13 protein-coding genes are annotated in these 14,543 nt (G+C 57.4%); 9 read left to right on the top strand and 4 right to left on the bottom strand.

Features of this window, described 5'->3' with window-relative positions:
* A partial coding sequence (locus tag WA354_RS25370; protein ID WP_472815820.1) for an ATP synthase F0 subunit C occupies positions 1–148 on the top strand: 148 nt, incomplete at its 5' end.
* A gap of 68 nt (positions 149–216) precedes the next feature.
* Here WA354_RS25370 and WA354_RS25365 read toward each other — a convergent pair.
* Positions 217–1,107: a hypothetical protein gene (locus WA354_RS25365; protein WP_472815819.1), complete on the bottom strand. Its 891-nt coding sequence runs from the start codon at positions 1,105–1,107 to the stop codon at positions 217–219.
* 210 nt (positions 1,108–1,317) lie between these two features.
* On the opposite strand from WA354_RS25365, the gene WA354_RS25360 reads away from it, so the two are divergent.
* From WA354_RS25360 to WA354_RS25350, 3 genes are all read left to right on the top strand, one after another.
* The gene (locus WA354_RS25360; protein WP_472815818.1) at positions 1,318–1,686 is read left to right on the top strand and encodes a bactofilin family protein; all 369 of its coding nucleotides are present in this window, start codon (positions 1,318–1,320) and stop codon (positions 1,684–1,686) included.
* A 60-nt stretch (positions 1,687–1,746) separates the two neighbouring features.
* A complete protein-coding gene (locus tag WA354_RS25355; RefSeq protein WP_472815817.1) occupies positions 1,747–2,394 on the top strand; it encodes a methyltransferase domain-containing protein in 648 nt (215 codons plus the stop codon).
* A gap of 130 nt (positions 2,395–2,524) precedes the next feature.
* The gene (locus WA354_RS25350; protein WP_472815816.1) at positions 2,525–3,229 is read left to right on the top strand and encodes a metal-dependent hydrolase; all 705 of its coding nucleotides are present in this window, start codon (positions 2,525–2,527) and stop codon (positions 3,227–3,229) included.
* 681 nt (positions 3,230–3,910) lie between these two features.
* On the opposite strand, the gene WA354_RS25345 is transcribed toward WA354_RS25350, so the two are convergent.
* Positions 3,911–6,277, bottom strand: coding sequence for an amino acid permease (locus tag WA354_RS25345; protein ID WP_472815815.1), 2,367 nt, complete (start codon positions 6,275–6,277; stop codon positions 3,911–3,913).
* A 423-nt stretch (positions 6,278–6,700) separates the two neighbouring features.
* On the opposite strand from WA354_RS25345, the gene lnt reads away from it, so the two are divergent.
* The 5 genes from lnt (at position 6,701) to WA354_RS25320 (ending at position 13,107) form a co-directional block, all read left to right on the top strand.
* On the top strand, positions 6,701–8,350 hold the full coding sequence (lnt, locus tag WA354_RS25340; RefSeq protein ID WP_472815814.1) for an apolipoprotein N-acyltransferase: 1,650 nt from the start codon (positions 6,701–6,703) through the stop codon (positions 8,348–8,350).
* A 102-nt stretch (positions 8,351–8,452) separates the two neighbouring features.
* Positions 8,453–9,590, top strand: a protein-coding gene (gene prfB / locus WA354_RS25335; RefSeq protein WP_472815813.1) for a peptide chain release factor 2 whose coding sequence is annotated in 2 segments (ribosomal slippage) — positions 8,453–8,524 and positions 8,526–9,590 — 1,137 coding nt in all. Because the reading frame shifts where the segments join, the coding sequence is not laid out codon by codon here.
* A gap of 89 nt (positions 9,591–9,679) precedes the next feature.
* Positions 9,680–10,108: a CoA-binding protein gene (locus tag WA354_RS25330; RefSeq protein ID WP_472815812.1), complete on the top strand. Its 429-nt coding sequence runs from the start codon at positions 9,680–9,682 to the stop codon at positions 10,106–10,108.
* A 140-nt stretch (positions 10,109–10,248) separates the two neighbouring features.
* On the top strand, positions 10,249–12,423 hold the full coding sequence (locus WA354_RS25325; RefSeq protein ID WP_472815811.1) for a protein-disulfide reductase DsbD family protein: 2,175 nt from the start codon (positions 10,249–10,251) through the stop codon (positions 12,421–12,423).
* A 63-nt stretch (positions 12,424–12,486) separates the two neighbouring features.
* Complete coding sequence (locus WA354_RS25320) at positions 12,487–13,107, top strand: redoxin domain-containing protein (protein ID WP_472815810.1); 621 nt, start codon at positions 12,487–12,489, stop codon at positions 13,105–13,107.
* A 21-nt stretch (positions 13,108–13,128) separates the two neighbouring features.
* On the opposite strand, the gene WA354_RS25315 is transcribed toward WA354_RS25320, so the two are convergent.
* Both WA354_RS25315 and WA354_RS25310 read right to left on the bottom strand, forming a co-directional pair.
* Complete coding sequence (locus tag WA354_RS25315) at positions 13,129–13,374, bottom strand: hypothetical protein (RefSeq protein ID WP_472815809.1); 246 nt, start codon at positions 13,372–13,374, stop codon at positions 13,129–13,131.
* A gap of 396 nt (positions 13,375–13,770) precedes the next feature.
* Positions 13,771–14,543 (bottom strand): AAA family ATPase (locus WA354_RS25310; RefSeq protein WP_472815808.1); only part of this gene is annotated, 773 nt, incomplete at its 5' end.

Genomic DNA, 14,543 nt, shown 5'->3' with positions numbered 1-14,543 from the left:
GGGTAAGGCCACAGCTTCGGCTTGCGAAGCGCTTGCTCGCAACCCCGGCGCGCGTGGCGGCTTGATGATCTTCCTGATCCTCGGCCTCGCCCTCATCGAGTCCCTCACCCTGTTTACCCTGGTCATCATCCTGCTCAAGGTAAAGTAGAGCCGGACACACAGACAAGAAAGCGGGTCCGTCGAGTTTTGACGGACCCGCTTTTCGTTTCCGCTGAGTTATCGGTTAGTCTGCGCGTTCGTTCCCTGGCTTGTATTTAGATCCTCGGATTCTGCCATCTGGATGGCCTGCTTATAACTCAAGCCAAGGGGTAGGGGCGCAAACCGACTCGTATCTTCAGTCGTATCGAAGACCTTGGCCATGAATAGCACGCGCCCTGTCATCGCCATTTTGAAGTGCACAATGCGCCACTGATGATCGCCAACATCCGCCTGTTCAATCAAGATCCATCCGCCCTTGTTGAGCCGTGCCAGAATTCCCCAGGCAAGATTCGCGTCCCTCGTAAGGTGGCCCTCGAGCCTAACCACACGCTCCTGGGCGACATCGATCCAGATTTCGCCGGTCATTTGCATCAAAAGCTGTGTTTCAAGATCAGGCGAATCAAATTTCGGGTTGGGTTTGAATGTGAACTTCAGCACCGCCCTCTTGGGACCTGTTCCGGTACCCGCAAACTCATATAAAAATGCGTTTGGAAGAGCCCGCAGTATCTTCATCGCTCGTGCGGTGTCTTCATCCTGCGTTTCCTTCCGGTGGTGTTGCTGCTCTGGATCGCTCAGCAGCGTGGCGAGTCTGGTATGTTCCTTCTCTTCGTCTCCCGCACTCAAGGGTGAGTCGTTGACAGCGATAAGCCGAGCCACTGCACCGTCTTTGGTCTCAAAGATTTCCTTGGTAGAAGTGAGTCGCGGACTGGACTTGTGCAAGCAATAGCGCATCGGATGCCGCTGATCTTCTGCAGCGCGAACCTCGTTCGTCAGCGCTCGCTTCACCAGCGCATCGTCGTCATGCAGGGCCACCCCTTGGCCGACTGCAGCCAGGGGCAAAATTAGAATGAACAAAGCGAGCAGGCGCACTATCACCAGTTTATCGCCTTTCAGTTCGGCCCTTCTCAACGTTCCTTTAGTTTGGACGCCGGTCAATCGGCTTCGGTTTATTGAATTGAAGGGTTCGACACCGATGCTATAGTTCGATTAGGGACTTTCGTGTCTTTTCAGGGATCCAACCGGCATCATCCCGGCCGCCCTGACTCCGAATGATTCCACGACAGATAGGCGTCTTTTTGGCGCCGGTCGAATTAAATGAATTGGGAAGGAAATTGATCCATGGCGACCGAAAATGGCTCTGCTCGGATTGGCAAGTCTGTCATCATCCGCGGTGAAGTGAAGGGCGGGGAAGACCTGATCATCGACGGGCGAGTCGAAGGAACCGTGACTCTGACGGAGAGCCGACTCACTATCGGCCCAAGTGCGAACGTCGCCGCCGATCTTACGGCGCGGGATATTTTGATTCAGGGACAGGTCCAGGGTAACATCGTGGCCAGTGGCCGACTGGAGTTGCGTTCCGGTTGCGTGGTGGAAGGCGACGTGCGCGCGCTGCGCCTCGCAGTCGAAGACAATGCCGTATTTCGCGGTAAAGTCGATCTGAGCCAGGGCGCCAAGACGCCTGAAGCCGCCCCCGCAACGAATGCGTAGCATCGGCGTCCGACCGGGCGCCGCCCGGTTGCATGCCTTTCATCCCGAGGGGATTCCAAAGTGATTCGCAGTTGGTTCGACAAAAAGGAAAGCGCCCAATCCACCGGTTCGGGCGCGACCGGGCCCCGTATTCCGCGACATTCGGGAGGATGGGCAGCGTTGCGCAAACGGCTGCAAGCCGAACCCGGCCTCCGCATCATCGACTCTGGCGCCACATCGCCGACCAATATCAATTACCTCACGAGCCTCGGGCACAGCGTATTTCTCACTGACCTGGCCACCGAGGCTTGCACGGGCGCCTGGCAAAAGGGTGTCGACGAAGACGACAAGCCAGTCTATGACACCGATGCTTATCTCAAACAGACTCTCGATTTCGGCGGGAAGATGTATGACGTCGTGTTGCTGTGGACTGCCCTCGATTACATTCCCGAACCGTTCGTGCCGGCCGTTGTCGGCCATCTGCACGCGTCGCTGAACGCGGGCGGCCAGGTCCTCGCCTTTTTTCATACACGAAAGCAGCCCGAAGAATCCGCGCACTGCCGTTTCCATATCACCGAGAGCGATACCGTGGAAATGCAGCTTGCTCAGCCTTTTCCAATACAGCGCGTCTTCACCAATCGCATTATTCAGGACCTCTTCCATCAGTGGTCGGGCTTTCGCCAGTTTCTGGCCAAGGACAGCATTTCCGAAGTAATCATCACGCGATGAGCCGGGGTGGTAAGCCGGGGTCGCCAGCGACAGGTCCGCGTCGCTGGGTGGTAATTAATGGCAATCCAACTGCGCTCTATCGCATCCAATCATCTGCTCTCTTCGTGAGATATCCCCAACTGGAGCGACTATGAATTCCTTGAAAGGCACACGCATCACGTGGCTTGGACACGCCACGGTGCTCGTCCAGACTGCAAAAGGGACAAACATCCTCATCGATCCCTTCATCCAGCACAATCCCAAATACCCCAAAGGCTTCGCGTTACCCGAGAAGATTGATTTCATCCTGCTGACGCACGGTCATGGCGATCACATGTCGGACGCTGTTCCAGTCGCGAAGAAACACAAATCCAATGTCGTCGCAATCTATGAACTCGCTGCCTTCGTCAACAAAGAGGGAGCTGAGAACATTACCGGAATGAACATCGGTGGGACCGTCCAGTTAGAAGATGTGGCGGTCACGATGGTAGAGGCCAAGCACTCTTCCGGCGTCGAAGGGAAGAACGGCACGCAATACGCCGGGATCGCAGCCGGCTTCGTGCTGACGATTACCGATGGACCCGTCCTCTATCATGCCGGAGACACCACAGTCTTCAGTGACATGAAGCTGATCAAGGATCTCTATCATCCGGAGATTGCGATGCTTCCCATCGGCGGTTTCTACACCATGGGACCAAAGGAAGCTGCGCTGGCGGCGCAATTTCTGGAACCGAAGGCGATCCTGCCGATTCACTTCGGGACGTTTCCGCCGCTGGCTGGAACACCGGATCAACTGGCCGAACATCTGAAGGGTTCCATCGAAGTTATCCGGATCGCGCCCGGAGAGTCTATCTAGTCAAAGAGGGATCTATAAGCAAAACGGCTGGGGTTCCCCAGCCGTTTCGGCAGGCAGGCTATTTCCCTCCCGATGCCTTCCTCTGTTTTTCCCAACGACGCCTCACTGCTTCAGCGATCCGCTTCCGGCCTTCCGGTGTAAGGTTCCGTTTCTTCTTGCGGGCTTTTCTGGGTGCTTTGGCAGCCGGCTTACTCGAACTCTTGACGGCACCGCCATTGAGCAATGCTCTCGCCCGCTGCAATTGTGCAATCTCACGATCAATCTGTAACAGTATCTCTGCGACTCCCACCATGCCTCCTTTAACGAGCCGGGCGCAGGATGCGCGTAGACTCTCACCATCGATGAAATTGAGGTTTCTGAGAAGAGACCATATCTAATTGTCAAAGCTTTGACAAACGAAAAAGAGTAACCGGACCTGACTTTGGTCAACTAACTCCACGGCTAATTGCTCTAACTTCCCTAATTAGCTTGTCCGTCCTGATTTATTGGAAAAGAGGACCAATTTCCAGCCGTAATCAGCCTCATTTACATGCTTTTGGTTGCCCTAAAGTAACGTCGCGCAGGAGAATTCAAACTCGAACCGCATAAGCAGTAAGTCGATCGCTGGTTACTCTTGATTACTGGGGCGCTCAATACTGGCGGGACTGAACGTAATACTCGCGGGAGATAACGCAATCGGAATCAAACCCCTCGGGGAGGTTTGTTTGGCTGCTGCGCCTGGTCGTGAGCGCCAGATGGCGAAGCAACTCCAGTCAGATCCTGCCCACCTATTCGAAGTGTGGGAGACTCCGAAGCGCGATAATTCCGCAGATCGCGCAGGATCTCTACCTTCTCTCGCGCATACTGGCCGGCTAGCCGCGTCAGCGCGTAAGTGATGATGTCGCTGTGATGCAGGTCCTGCACCGATGGATCGCGCCGCATATTCAGCCATAGACGGTGCACAAGCTGCACGTCATCCGGACCAAGTGTCGGTGCATGCGGCCCGATGTAGAACACCTTCGTCTCGCCGTCCGCACCCACCACGTAGAAATTGAATTGGCGTTTCGGTTCCGGAAGTGCCTCCCACGCCTGGCCCAGGTGAAATGCCTGGTCCTCCGCCGTCATCGAAGTTGATTGGCCTGAAACCACTGAATCCACTTCAAGTGAGTTAGCGCCCTGCACCAGCGCTGCAAAAACATCACCGGCGGGAACGACAAGCAGCGAGACCTTCTTGCCGAAACTTTCCGCCACGGAGACAGCCTTGGTAAACAGCATCTGCTCGTGCTCGCTGAAGCTTTGTTCCTCGGCACTCAGATACTCCGGTCCGCCTGCGCCCATCATGCGCACGCTAATCACCACCACGTCGCGATCTTCCGTCTTGGTTCGAGCCAGCACCCATTTCAACGCAACAGGGTTGTTCGAATCGCGCATCGTCACCATGATGCCGCCCGGACGAAGCGCAACCGACTCGCGGCTGATCGTGTCCTGGTGCTCCAACTGGAAATGATCCCGCATCTGCCGCGCAGTCAGAGCATGCTTGCGCAGGTTCGCGCGCTCTGACACGGTGAAGATGACGAAGAACGCTGCGGCGAAAATAATGCCGCTGACCGTTGCGATCGACTTCGTGAACAAATTTGTAATCGCCGTGGATAGCAGCACCAGGAAGACGCAGAACAGCCCCACGGGTATCTCGGTTTTTCCTATCTTGATATTCGGCGGAACCTTCCAGCCGCGTTCGCCGTGGTACTTCCAGCGAAGCACAAGCATGGCGAGGCTATTGAAAGTGAACGACCAGATCACGCCGAATGCATACGCTTCACCCAGGGTGATGACGTTGCCGCGCGTGGCGATAATCGTGAACATCTGCAGGGCGAACACGAGGTTTACAATGCGATGGCTGGTGCCGAACTTGGGGTGCGGCTTACGAAACCAATCCGTGAGCACGCCGTCTTCCGCCACACGCATCAGCACGCCGGTCGATCCAATCATCGACGTGTTGATCGCGCCCGAAAGAATCAAAAATCCGACAAACACCACGAAAATTCGGAATGCCACGCGCCAGAACATCGGGCCGACCATGTACATCGCGAGTCCGGCAATCAGGTTGTTCTGGTAAATCTGGGTCCTTGGCGCGTCCGGAATCAGCATCGATGCCAACAGCGTTGCTCCGCCCGTAAAGACGAGGCTATAGATCGCAATCACGATCGCTGCGCGCTTCAGGTTCTTCAGCTTCGGATGCTGAATCTCGCGGTTGACCTGGGCAAGACTCTCCTCGCCGCTCATGGCCAGGATGGAGTGTCCGAACGCCATGATGATTCCGAAGAGGCCAAAAATGGGCAAGCCCGAGTTCTTCAGGAAACCGAGAGAATCTGAGCTGAATTTCAAGTTGGACGGCGTCGGTGGAGGTGGCAGATGCACGCCTCTGATCAGCACCGAATACGCGCCCCAGATGAACAGGATGATCACCATGATGGTGGTGATCTGCATGACGCGCAGCGCTTTGTCGCTCGACTCCTCGATGCCCTTGATGTTTTGCCACCAGTAATAAATGGTGACGGCCGCCGCGAACACCGCGGAGGTGTAATTCATGTCGAACTGGAAAGGCTGGCCGTGCTCCAGCAGCGCAGGGGGCAGCCAGTGGCTGTTGTTGGCCACCACCATCAGTTCGTTCATCAGGCCGGTGATGTATTGTCCCGCAGATACGCCGGAGATCGGCCCAGTGAGGATGTAGTCAAACATCAGCGCGGAAACGCTGAGCTTTGCGAATGTGCCGCCAAGTGCTTCCTTCACCACGCGATAAACGCCACCGCGCGTGAACATGGAGCAGCTTTCGACGTACACTGCGCGTACGGCAAAGCTGAACAGCATGATGCCGAGAATGAACCAAGGTGCAGCAGCGCCCACAGCCTGCTCGGCAATGCCGCCTGCGTAGAAAGCCGATGAGCCTAAGTCATTGAGGACGATGGCGGCCGCACGCCAGAAGGAGATGAACGTGAGCATCACGGAGGATGCCACGATGAGCCGGACGCGGTCTGACGGTGGGGCTACGGTCGTTCTAGTGGATGCCATTACTTATCGCGCCAGCAAAGTCTTTCTGTCGCTCAGAGTCCAAAAGGGCCTTTGTCCGTTCGCCCTTGGCTGAGTTTAGTGCTGGACGGAGTACCAGTCAACAACTAAACGGAAATGCTTGTAAATAGGGTGAAAAATGGAGCGGAGATTCTTAATCTTCCCCGAACAGCTCTTTAAAGTCTTCAACGAAGCTGATCAAAACCACAATCGCTGATCCCGCAAGACCGACAAAGAACATCAATTCCAGGAGTTTTATTGCGAACACAGCTAAAGCCATGCCTCGATCCTAACGATTTTTTCGTAAGGAATTCCTAAAGCTATGGCCTGCTCATTGCAAGACTCCGTTGGTTTCATTCGCACTGCCTCAAATAACCCTGGCGCAGCCCGATGCATTAAACTCCACCCTGTATGCGCTGGGATTCAATGAAGATGTGGGCTGCGGCAGTTTTGTCTGCAGCTTTGCTGGAACTCCCGTTCCCGCTGGCTGGCCCCATGCCGCCCTGGCGCAGCATCTTTGCGTGGTTCGGCTTGGCCCCGCTGCTATGGGCAATTCTCAATCCTGCCACTGTTGACCGTCCTCATCCCTTCCGCCGCGCCTTTTTGATCTCCTATCTCTGCGGCGTGCTCTGGTACATGGGCAATTGCTACTGGATACGCGACACCATGATGCATTACGGCGATATGCCGGCGGCGGCGCCGATCCTGCTGCTGATCGCCTTCAGCCTTGTCCTCGGTCTTTATTTCGGTCTGTTCGGTCTGGGATTGATGCTGGTTCGCCGTTCGACTTGCAAGACAAGATTTGCGCTTGCTGCCGCGCCTTTTCTGTGGGTTGCGCTCGATCTGGCCGCCGCGCGCATCACCAGCGTTCCGTGGGATCAGCTCGGGTACTCGCAGGTCGATAACGGCGCTGTTAGCCAACTCGCCCCGTGGACCGGTGTTTATGGAATCAGCCTCGTCCTTGTGGCTGTGAATGCACTTATCGCGTACGGCATGATTCCGCAGGGCAAGAGCCGCAGATGGGCCTGGAGCGCAGCAGGCACAATCTTACTGCTCACAGGTTTTGCCGGAATCACCTATCAACCAGCGAGGCAGTCAACCTCCGCCTCCGCCGTCCTCATCCAGCCCAACCTTGACGTAGGTGGCGACAACGATTGGGTTGGTCCTGGCGAATGGGAGAAACACTTTGCCGACATCACGCACCTCGCCAGCGAGCAATGCAAGACCTATATCGCAGGTATTCCGCAAACCGGTGCGCCGAACGGCGAAATCGTTTGCCCGCCCTATCCTACCCACCCAGATCTCGTCGTCTGGCCAGAATCGCCGGCGCCTTTTACCCAATCCGATGCGCGTTTTCGGAATTCACTTGCCGGGGTTGCTAAATTGGTCGATGCTCCGCTGGTAGTAGGCAATATCGGCGAAGATTACAACAACGACGGTCAGGAAACGGCCTACTATAACTCGGCCCTCGTGATCGACAACGCGGGTGGTCTCGTCGGCCGCTACGACAAGATTCACCTCGTCCCCTTCGGCGAATACATTCCCTTCCAGCAGTACCTCACGTTTGCTCACAAGCTCACCGGCCGCGTTTCGTCGTTTTCGCGAGGCACTGAGCGCACGACCTTCCGCCTCAATGGCCATCGCTACGGAGTCTTCATCTGCTACGAAGCTGTCTTCGCCGACGAGGTCCGCCACTTCGCCCAACTCGGCGCTGAAGTTCTGGTTAACATCAGCGACGACGGCTGGTACGGGGACACCAGCGCCCCCTGGCAGCATCTCAACATGGCTCGCATGCGCGCCATCGAAAATCGGCGCTGGCTTCTGCGAGCCACCAACAACGGCGTCACCGCAGCCATTGACCCTTACGGCCGGGTACGCCAGAGCATCCCGCGCCACCAGGTTGACGCTCTTCCCGCCCAATACGGATTCCGCGACGATGTCACCTTCTACACGGACCACGGCGACCTCTTCGCCTGGTTGTGCGTACTGCTTTCGATCATCGTTCTCGCTTGGTCTCTGAAGACTGAAATCAGGCGGATAGCGAGCCGAGCCGGCACCTCAAACGAGTCTCTCTGACCCCGCTGTCTCCGCTATACTTGCCTTAGTGCAGTCGCAGGTCGCTCGCGCGGCCGGTTGACTCGCCAACTTGCTAACAAAGTCAGGTTCTGAGAGCAAAGCATGGCATTAACTGATCTCGAATACGCCTACGCTCCGGTGCGCGATCAAGTCCGCGACCTGCGGGAGTATCTTTGACCCTGCCCGCCTCCGCAGGGAATTAACGGACATCGAAACGAAGCTTGCCGACCCGGCAATGTGGTCGAACTCTGCTGCCAGCAAGCCCATTATGCGCGATCGCAAGCGCCTTGAAACGCTCATCGCCGACGATGACGAACTTGTCCGCCGCACTGGCGATATCGACGCCTACTTCGAACTGGCCAAAGAAGGCGAAGACGTTCTAGCTGATCTTGAACGCGACATCAAGTCCCTCGCCACCTTTACGGAAGAGCTGGAAGCCCGGACGATGCTTTCAGGAGAGGCGGACCCGCTCAACGCCATCGTCACCGTGCACCCCGGAGCCGGGGGCACCGAGAGCCAGGACTGGGCTGAGATGTTGTTGCGCATGTACCTGCGATGGGCCGAGCAGCAGGGCTTCAAAACCGAAATGAACGACTACCAGGATGGCGAAGAAGCCGGAATCAAGTCGGCAACCTTCACGATCATGGGCGAATATGCCTTCGGCCAGCTCGCCGGAGAAAGCGGCGTCCATCGCCTCGTGCGCATCTCGCCGTTCGATTCTGCCAAGCGTCGTCACACTTCCTTCGCATCGGTGTATGTCTCGCCCGAAATTGACGAGACCATCAACGTCGATCTCAAGGTCGAAGACCTCCGCATTGATACGTATCGCTCCGGCGGCAAAGGCGGCCAGCACGTGAACACTACCGACTCCGCCGTGCGCATGACCCACTTGCCTACGGGAATCGTAGTGCAATGCCAGAACGAGCGTTCGCAGCACAAGAATCGCGAGAAGGCGATGAAGATGTTGCGCTCGCGTCTTTATGAATACGAGCTCGAAAAGAAGCGTGCCGTAAGCAAGAAAGTCGAAGACTCCAAGCTTGAAATCAACTTCGGCTCGCAGATCCGTTCTTACGTCCTTCAGCCTTATCGCATCGCCAAGGACCACCGCACCAAGGTAGAAGTCGGCGACGTGGACAAGGTGCTCGACGGCTATCTCGAGCCATTCCTTCGCGGATATCTCCTGGCCAAGCGCCGCGGCACCGCAGTCTCCGCCGGGCCTGAAGACGAATTGGACGTGTAAAACGCTGAGCGGCTCGCAAATCACAGCTGAGAACTGAAAGCTGATAGCTTTCAGCTAGAAGCTAGGAGCCAGAAGCTAGAAGCTAAGAAATGAATGACCCTGCCATCATCAACGAAATGCTCCGCACTGCGCAGACCATCGCGGTTGTTGGCATGAGCGACAAGGCCTGGCGTGCCAGCCACAACATCGGCCGCTACCTGGTGATGCAGGGATATCACGTCTTCCCCGTGAACCCCGCGCTCACTGAAGTGCTCGGCCTCAAGTGCTACCCCGATATCGAGTCCGCGCATGAAGCAGCCAAAAAGGACTACCCCAAAGGCATCGATCTCGTGGATGTCTTCCGTTCCTCAGAAAACGTTCCACCTATCGTTGAAGACGTCGTCCGTCTTGGCATCCCGTACCTCTGGCTTCAGGAGGACGTAATCAACGACAAGGCCGTCGCTCGCGCGCGAAGTGCCGGTGTGAAGTGCGTCCAGAATGCATGCATATTCCGCGAACACGCGCAAAGGGTGGGCTAGCTCGTGATTACCCACACTCGCACAGACCCTGGGTGCCATCCTTGCGACGCAAGGTGGGAAACCAATGGGCCAACCCAGCCGCTTTTCGCGACCAATGTATTTCGCCACGCGTCTAATGGACTGGTAATCCCCTTCTCAGAATGAGACTCCGCCCCATCCTCGCGCTTGGCACCCTGCTCACCGCGGCCGTTTCCGCATTCGCTGCCTCCAGCTCCGCCGACCTGCCCCATGTTCACGTGCAGCTCATCAGCCCCGACGCGCAACTCAAATCCGGCACCGCCAACAACGCCGGCCTTTACTTCAAGCTTGAACCCGGCTGGCACGTCTACTGGAAAAACCCCGGCGACGCCGGCGAGCCGCCCCACATCAAGTGGACGCTGCCGCAGGGAATCACCGCCGGCCCGCTTCAGTTTCCCATCCCCAGGCGTCTTCCCCTCGGTCCCTTGATGGACTTCGGCTACGAAGACGAAGTGCTCTTTCCAATTCAACTCAATGTCACCGGCGGAGCACCCTCCGGCCCGGCAACGCTTCACGCCAAGGTTGACTGGCTCGTCTGTCGCGGAAGCTGCATCCCCGAAAAGACCGAGCTCGACCTCACCCGCCCGATTGCCTCCGGCGGTGCGGGAAACGTCCAACCCGATCAGGACATATGGGCTCGCCTCGCCAACAAACTCCCGCTGCCGTTGCCTACAAATCTCAAAGTCGGATTCACGCCCGCAGCCGGCGGGTTTCGCCTGACCGTTGTTACCGGCCAGCGCGAAACGGATGCATCGTTTTTCCCCGCGGAGCCAGACATTCTGTCGAACCCTGCACCGCAGGTTGCCAAACCAACAGCGAACGGCCTCACTCTCGATCTCAAGAAAGACGAAAGCCTCGCCGCCAATCCTAAACAGTTGCAAGGCCTTCTCCAGCTCTCCGGCGGCCGCGCCTATGAACTGATCGTTCCGTCCGGCGCCCCGAAACTAGCGAAGCCGGCTCCATCGGAATCACCCGCGCCAGCCGTGAGCACCAACCCAACTTCGACTAGCCCCGCTAGCTCCGCTAACACCCCTAACCCCGCTACCATCGGCCTACTGCAGGCTGCCGGCCTCGCGTTCCTCGGCGGACTCATCCTCAACCTGATGCCGTGCGTTTTTCCCGTGCTCTTCATCAAAGGTTTGTCGCTGGTGCAGTCGGGAGGGGAGGAGAGGCATAAGCTGCGCACCCACGGCTTCGTTTACGCGGCCGGGATTCTGGTTTCCTTCTGGGTATTGGTAGCGGTGTTGCTTGGACTCCGCTCTGCTGGCTCGCATCTCGGATGGGGATTCCAGTTCCAGTCGCCCATATTTCTTTCGCTGATGGCGGCGCTGCTTTTCTTCCTCGGCCTCTCCCTTGCCGGCCAGTTTGAAATCGGCCTCACGTTGACAAGCGCAGGCGGATCGCTGGCGCAGAAGCAGGGCTACACCGGTAGCTTCTTCACCGGGGTTCTCGCCGTAATCGTCGCCACTCCATGCACCGCTCCATTCATGGGAGTCGCCCTCGGCTACGCTCTCGCACAATCAGCCGCCGTCACCTTCGCCATCTTCACCGCGCTTGCTCTCGGTCTCGCCGCACCCTACGTCGCGCTCACTCTGCAGCCCGCATGGACACGCATCCTGCCGCGCCCGGGCGCATGGATGGAAGTCCTCAAGCAGGCTGTCTCGATTCCAATCTTCGCTACCGTCATCGGGCTCGCGTGGGTTCTTGCCAATGCTTACGGCGCGGCAGTTCTCGCAGCTTTGCTTGCCAGCTTCTTGCTCCTCGCGATCGCCGGATGGTTCCTGGGCCGCTGGCCCACAAAAAGTTGGTCCACAGCAATCGCTGGCGTGCTTCTTCTCTTCGTGGTAGTTCTCTCGGTTATTGCATCGAAACAACTGATTGTCGCAACCGAGACACCGAATCCAGTCGAAAGCTCTCGCGCGTGGCAGCCGTGGTCCGCCGGAGCCGTCGCTCGTTATCAATCCCAGGGCCGTCCGGTCTTCGTCGACTTCACCGCGAACTGGTGCCTCTCCTGCCAGGTCAACGAGCGCGTAGCACTCGGCAAACCGGAGGTTCAGAAAGCTTTTGCCGACAATAACGTCGTCCTGCTCCGCGCCGACTGGACCCGGTATGACGACTCCATCACGCAGACGCTGACCTCGCTCGGCAGAAGCGGCGTGCCAACTTATGTGCTTTATGTCCCCGGAGAAAAGAGCCCACGGATTCTCCCCGAAGTCCTCACCCCCGGAATTGTGACGAATGCCATCTCCCAGTTGACGCGCGGCACAACACAAACTTCCGCCTCTTCGTCCAATTAAGTAGTGAGATCCCGGCCCGCACCCGGGCTCACCTTCTGACATTTCCCCTCAGGAGGTTCCTTCATGCGTCTCCGCTCTCAATTTGCCACCTTCGCTGCCGCTTTGCTTTCTCTGATTCCCGTTGCGGCAATCGCACAGAGCGCCCGCGTCAATGCGCCAGCGCCAGCCTTCTCCGCGACCGACTCGCACGAGAAATCCCATTCGCTCGACCAATACAGAGGCAAATATGTTGTGCTCGAGTGGCACAACCAGGGCTGCCCATTCACGCGCAAGCACTACGAGTCAGGGAATATGCAGAACCTGCAGAAGGAGTGGACGGGGAAGGGAGTCGTCTGGTTAACTGTCATCTCTTCTGCACCAGGCCACGAAGGATATGTAACGCCGGGGCAGGAGAACGACTACCTGGCGAAGATGCACGCCGCGCCTACGGCGGCTCTACTTGATCCCGAGGGCAAAATCGGGCGTCTCTACAATGCGAAAACTACGCCCGACATGTTCATCATCGATCCGCAGGGGAAGCTGATTTACACAGGCGCCATCGATAACCGCCCAACCACTGATACCGGAGACATCCAGGGCGCCGACAACTATATCTCCGACGCGCTCACTGCGGCGATGGCCGGAAAGCCTGTGGCCATGCCTTACACACGCGCTTACGGCTGCTCGGTGAAGTACCGCGATTGAATGTGACAGCGGCATGCATAACTACCACTCGAAGTAGTGAAGTCCTGAAGCCTGCAGACTGGGATGAAGCGGCAAGCCGTCACGGCGAACAAATACGTAGAGCGGTGCGCCGCTTGACCGATGATCCAGCTTCAGAAGTTCCTGTACCATCTCCGGTGACATTACCCGCAGGCTCGTATTCAAACGAGCAGGGACTGGTTCGGAAGAGCCGCGAAGATTGCCCTCGAACTGCTTCACATATGTGTAGTCATTTCCATTCGGCGACATAAAAACCTCCCAGTCAACTGCTCGTTCCGCGGTTGCCGCCTTCGCCAGTTTCGGTTCAGGTCGGCGTTTTTCCAGTCCGTTTCAATCGCCTTCCGCTTACTACGCAACGCTTGGTTCCTGCGTTCCGTTTCGCGATCGGATCGGACCCATCCGCGCTTACTTACTTAGGCGTATAAACAGCAACTGGCGGGCCAAAGTTGCGGCGGCAGCGCAACGACGCCTGATGTATGAAAGAAGGTGATTTACGAAGTTATCGCTTGCCGAGAGGCAGTGACGATGCTTTAAGTGACGAAACCCAGTGACGAAATCCCGTCTCCAAAGCTGACATTTCGTCATGGATTAGATTTCTTGAAGGATGGTTTGAGGTCGATACGACTTCGATCTCCCGGGAATCTCTCAGCTCTTCGCCACCTTGCCCGCGCGAATGCGCCGAATCTCTTCCATCCGCTGCGCCAGAGCCTTCTCGCGACCTTCCTGCGTGGGCTTGTAGTAGCTGCGTCCCTTCAGCGAGTCGGGCAGGCAATCCATCTCCGCCACCTTGCCTTCTTCGTCGTGCGCATAGCGATAGCCCTTGCCGTAGTCCAGTTCCTTCATCAACCGCGTCGGCGCATTACGCAGATGCAGCGGCACCGGTTCCTGCCGAGTATGTTCGATCTCCTGCTGCACTGCTCCATACGCCGTGTACACCGCATTCGACTTCGGTGCGAGGCACAGATAGACAACGGCTTCCGCCAGCGCCAGGTCGCCTTCCGGCGATCCTAGAAAATCGATGGCCTCTTTCGCCGACAAGCACAGGTTCAGGGCTTCGGGCGCGGCCAGGCCGATATCCTCCACTGCCATTCGCACGACACGCCGCGCCAGGTACAACGGATCTTCCCCCGCGGCAAACATCCGGGCCAGCCAGTACAGCGCCGCATCCGGATCGGAATTTCTCACGCTCTTGTGCAGCGCGGAAATCAGGTTGTAATGTTCCTCGCCCGATTTGTCATACATCAGCACGCGCTGCTGCACTGCCTCGGTCGCCAGCGCCCTGTCGATGTGGTTGGTTACGGCCCTGTTCGGCTCCAGCGCAAGCTGTGCCGCCACTTCCAGCGTGTTGTAGGCGCTGCGGCAATCGCCACTTGAGTAGCTCGCAATCAACTCCAGCGCATCGTCATCTGCCGTCAACT

It is taken from the genome of Occallatibacter sp., assembly GCF_049802275.1.
Lineage (GTDB): Bacteria > Acidobacteriota > Terriglobia > Terriglobales > Acidobacteriaceae > Telmatobacter.
This window is presented reverse-complemented; position numbering and strand designations above follow the sequence as displayed.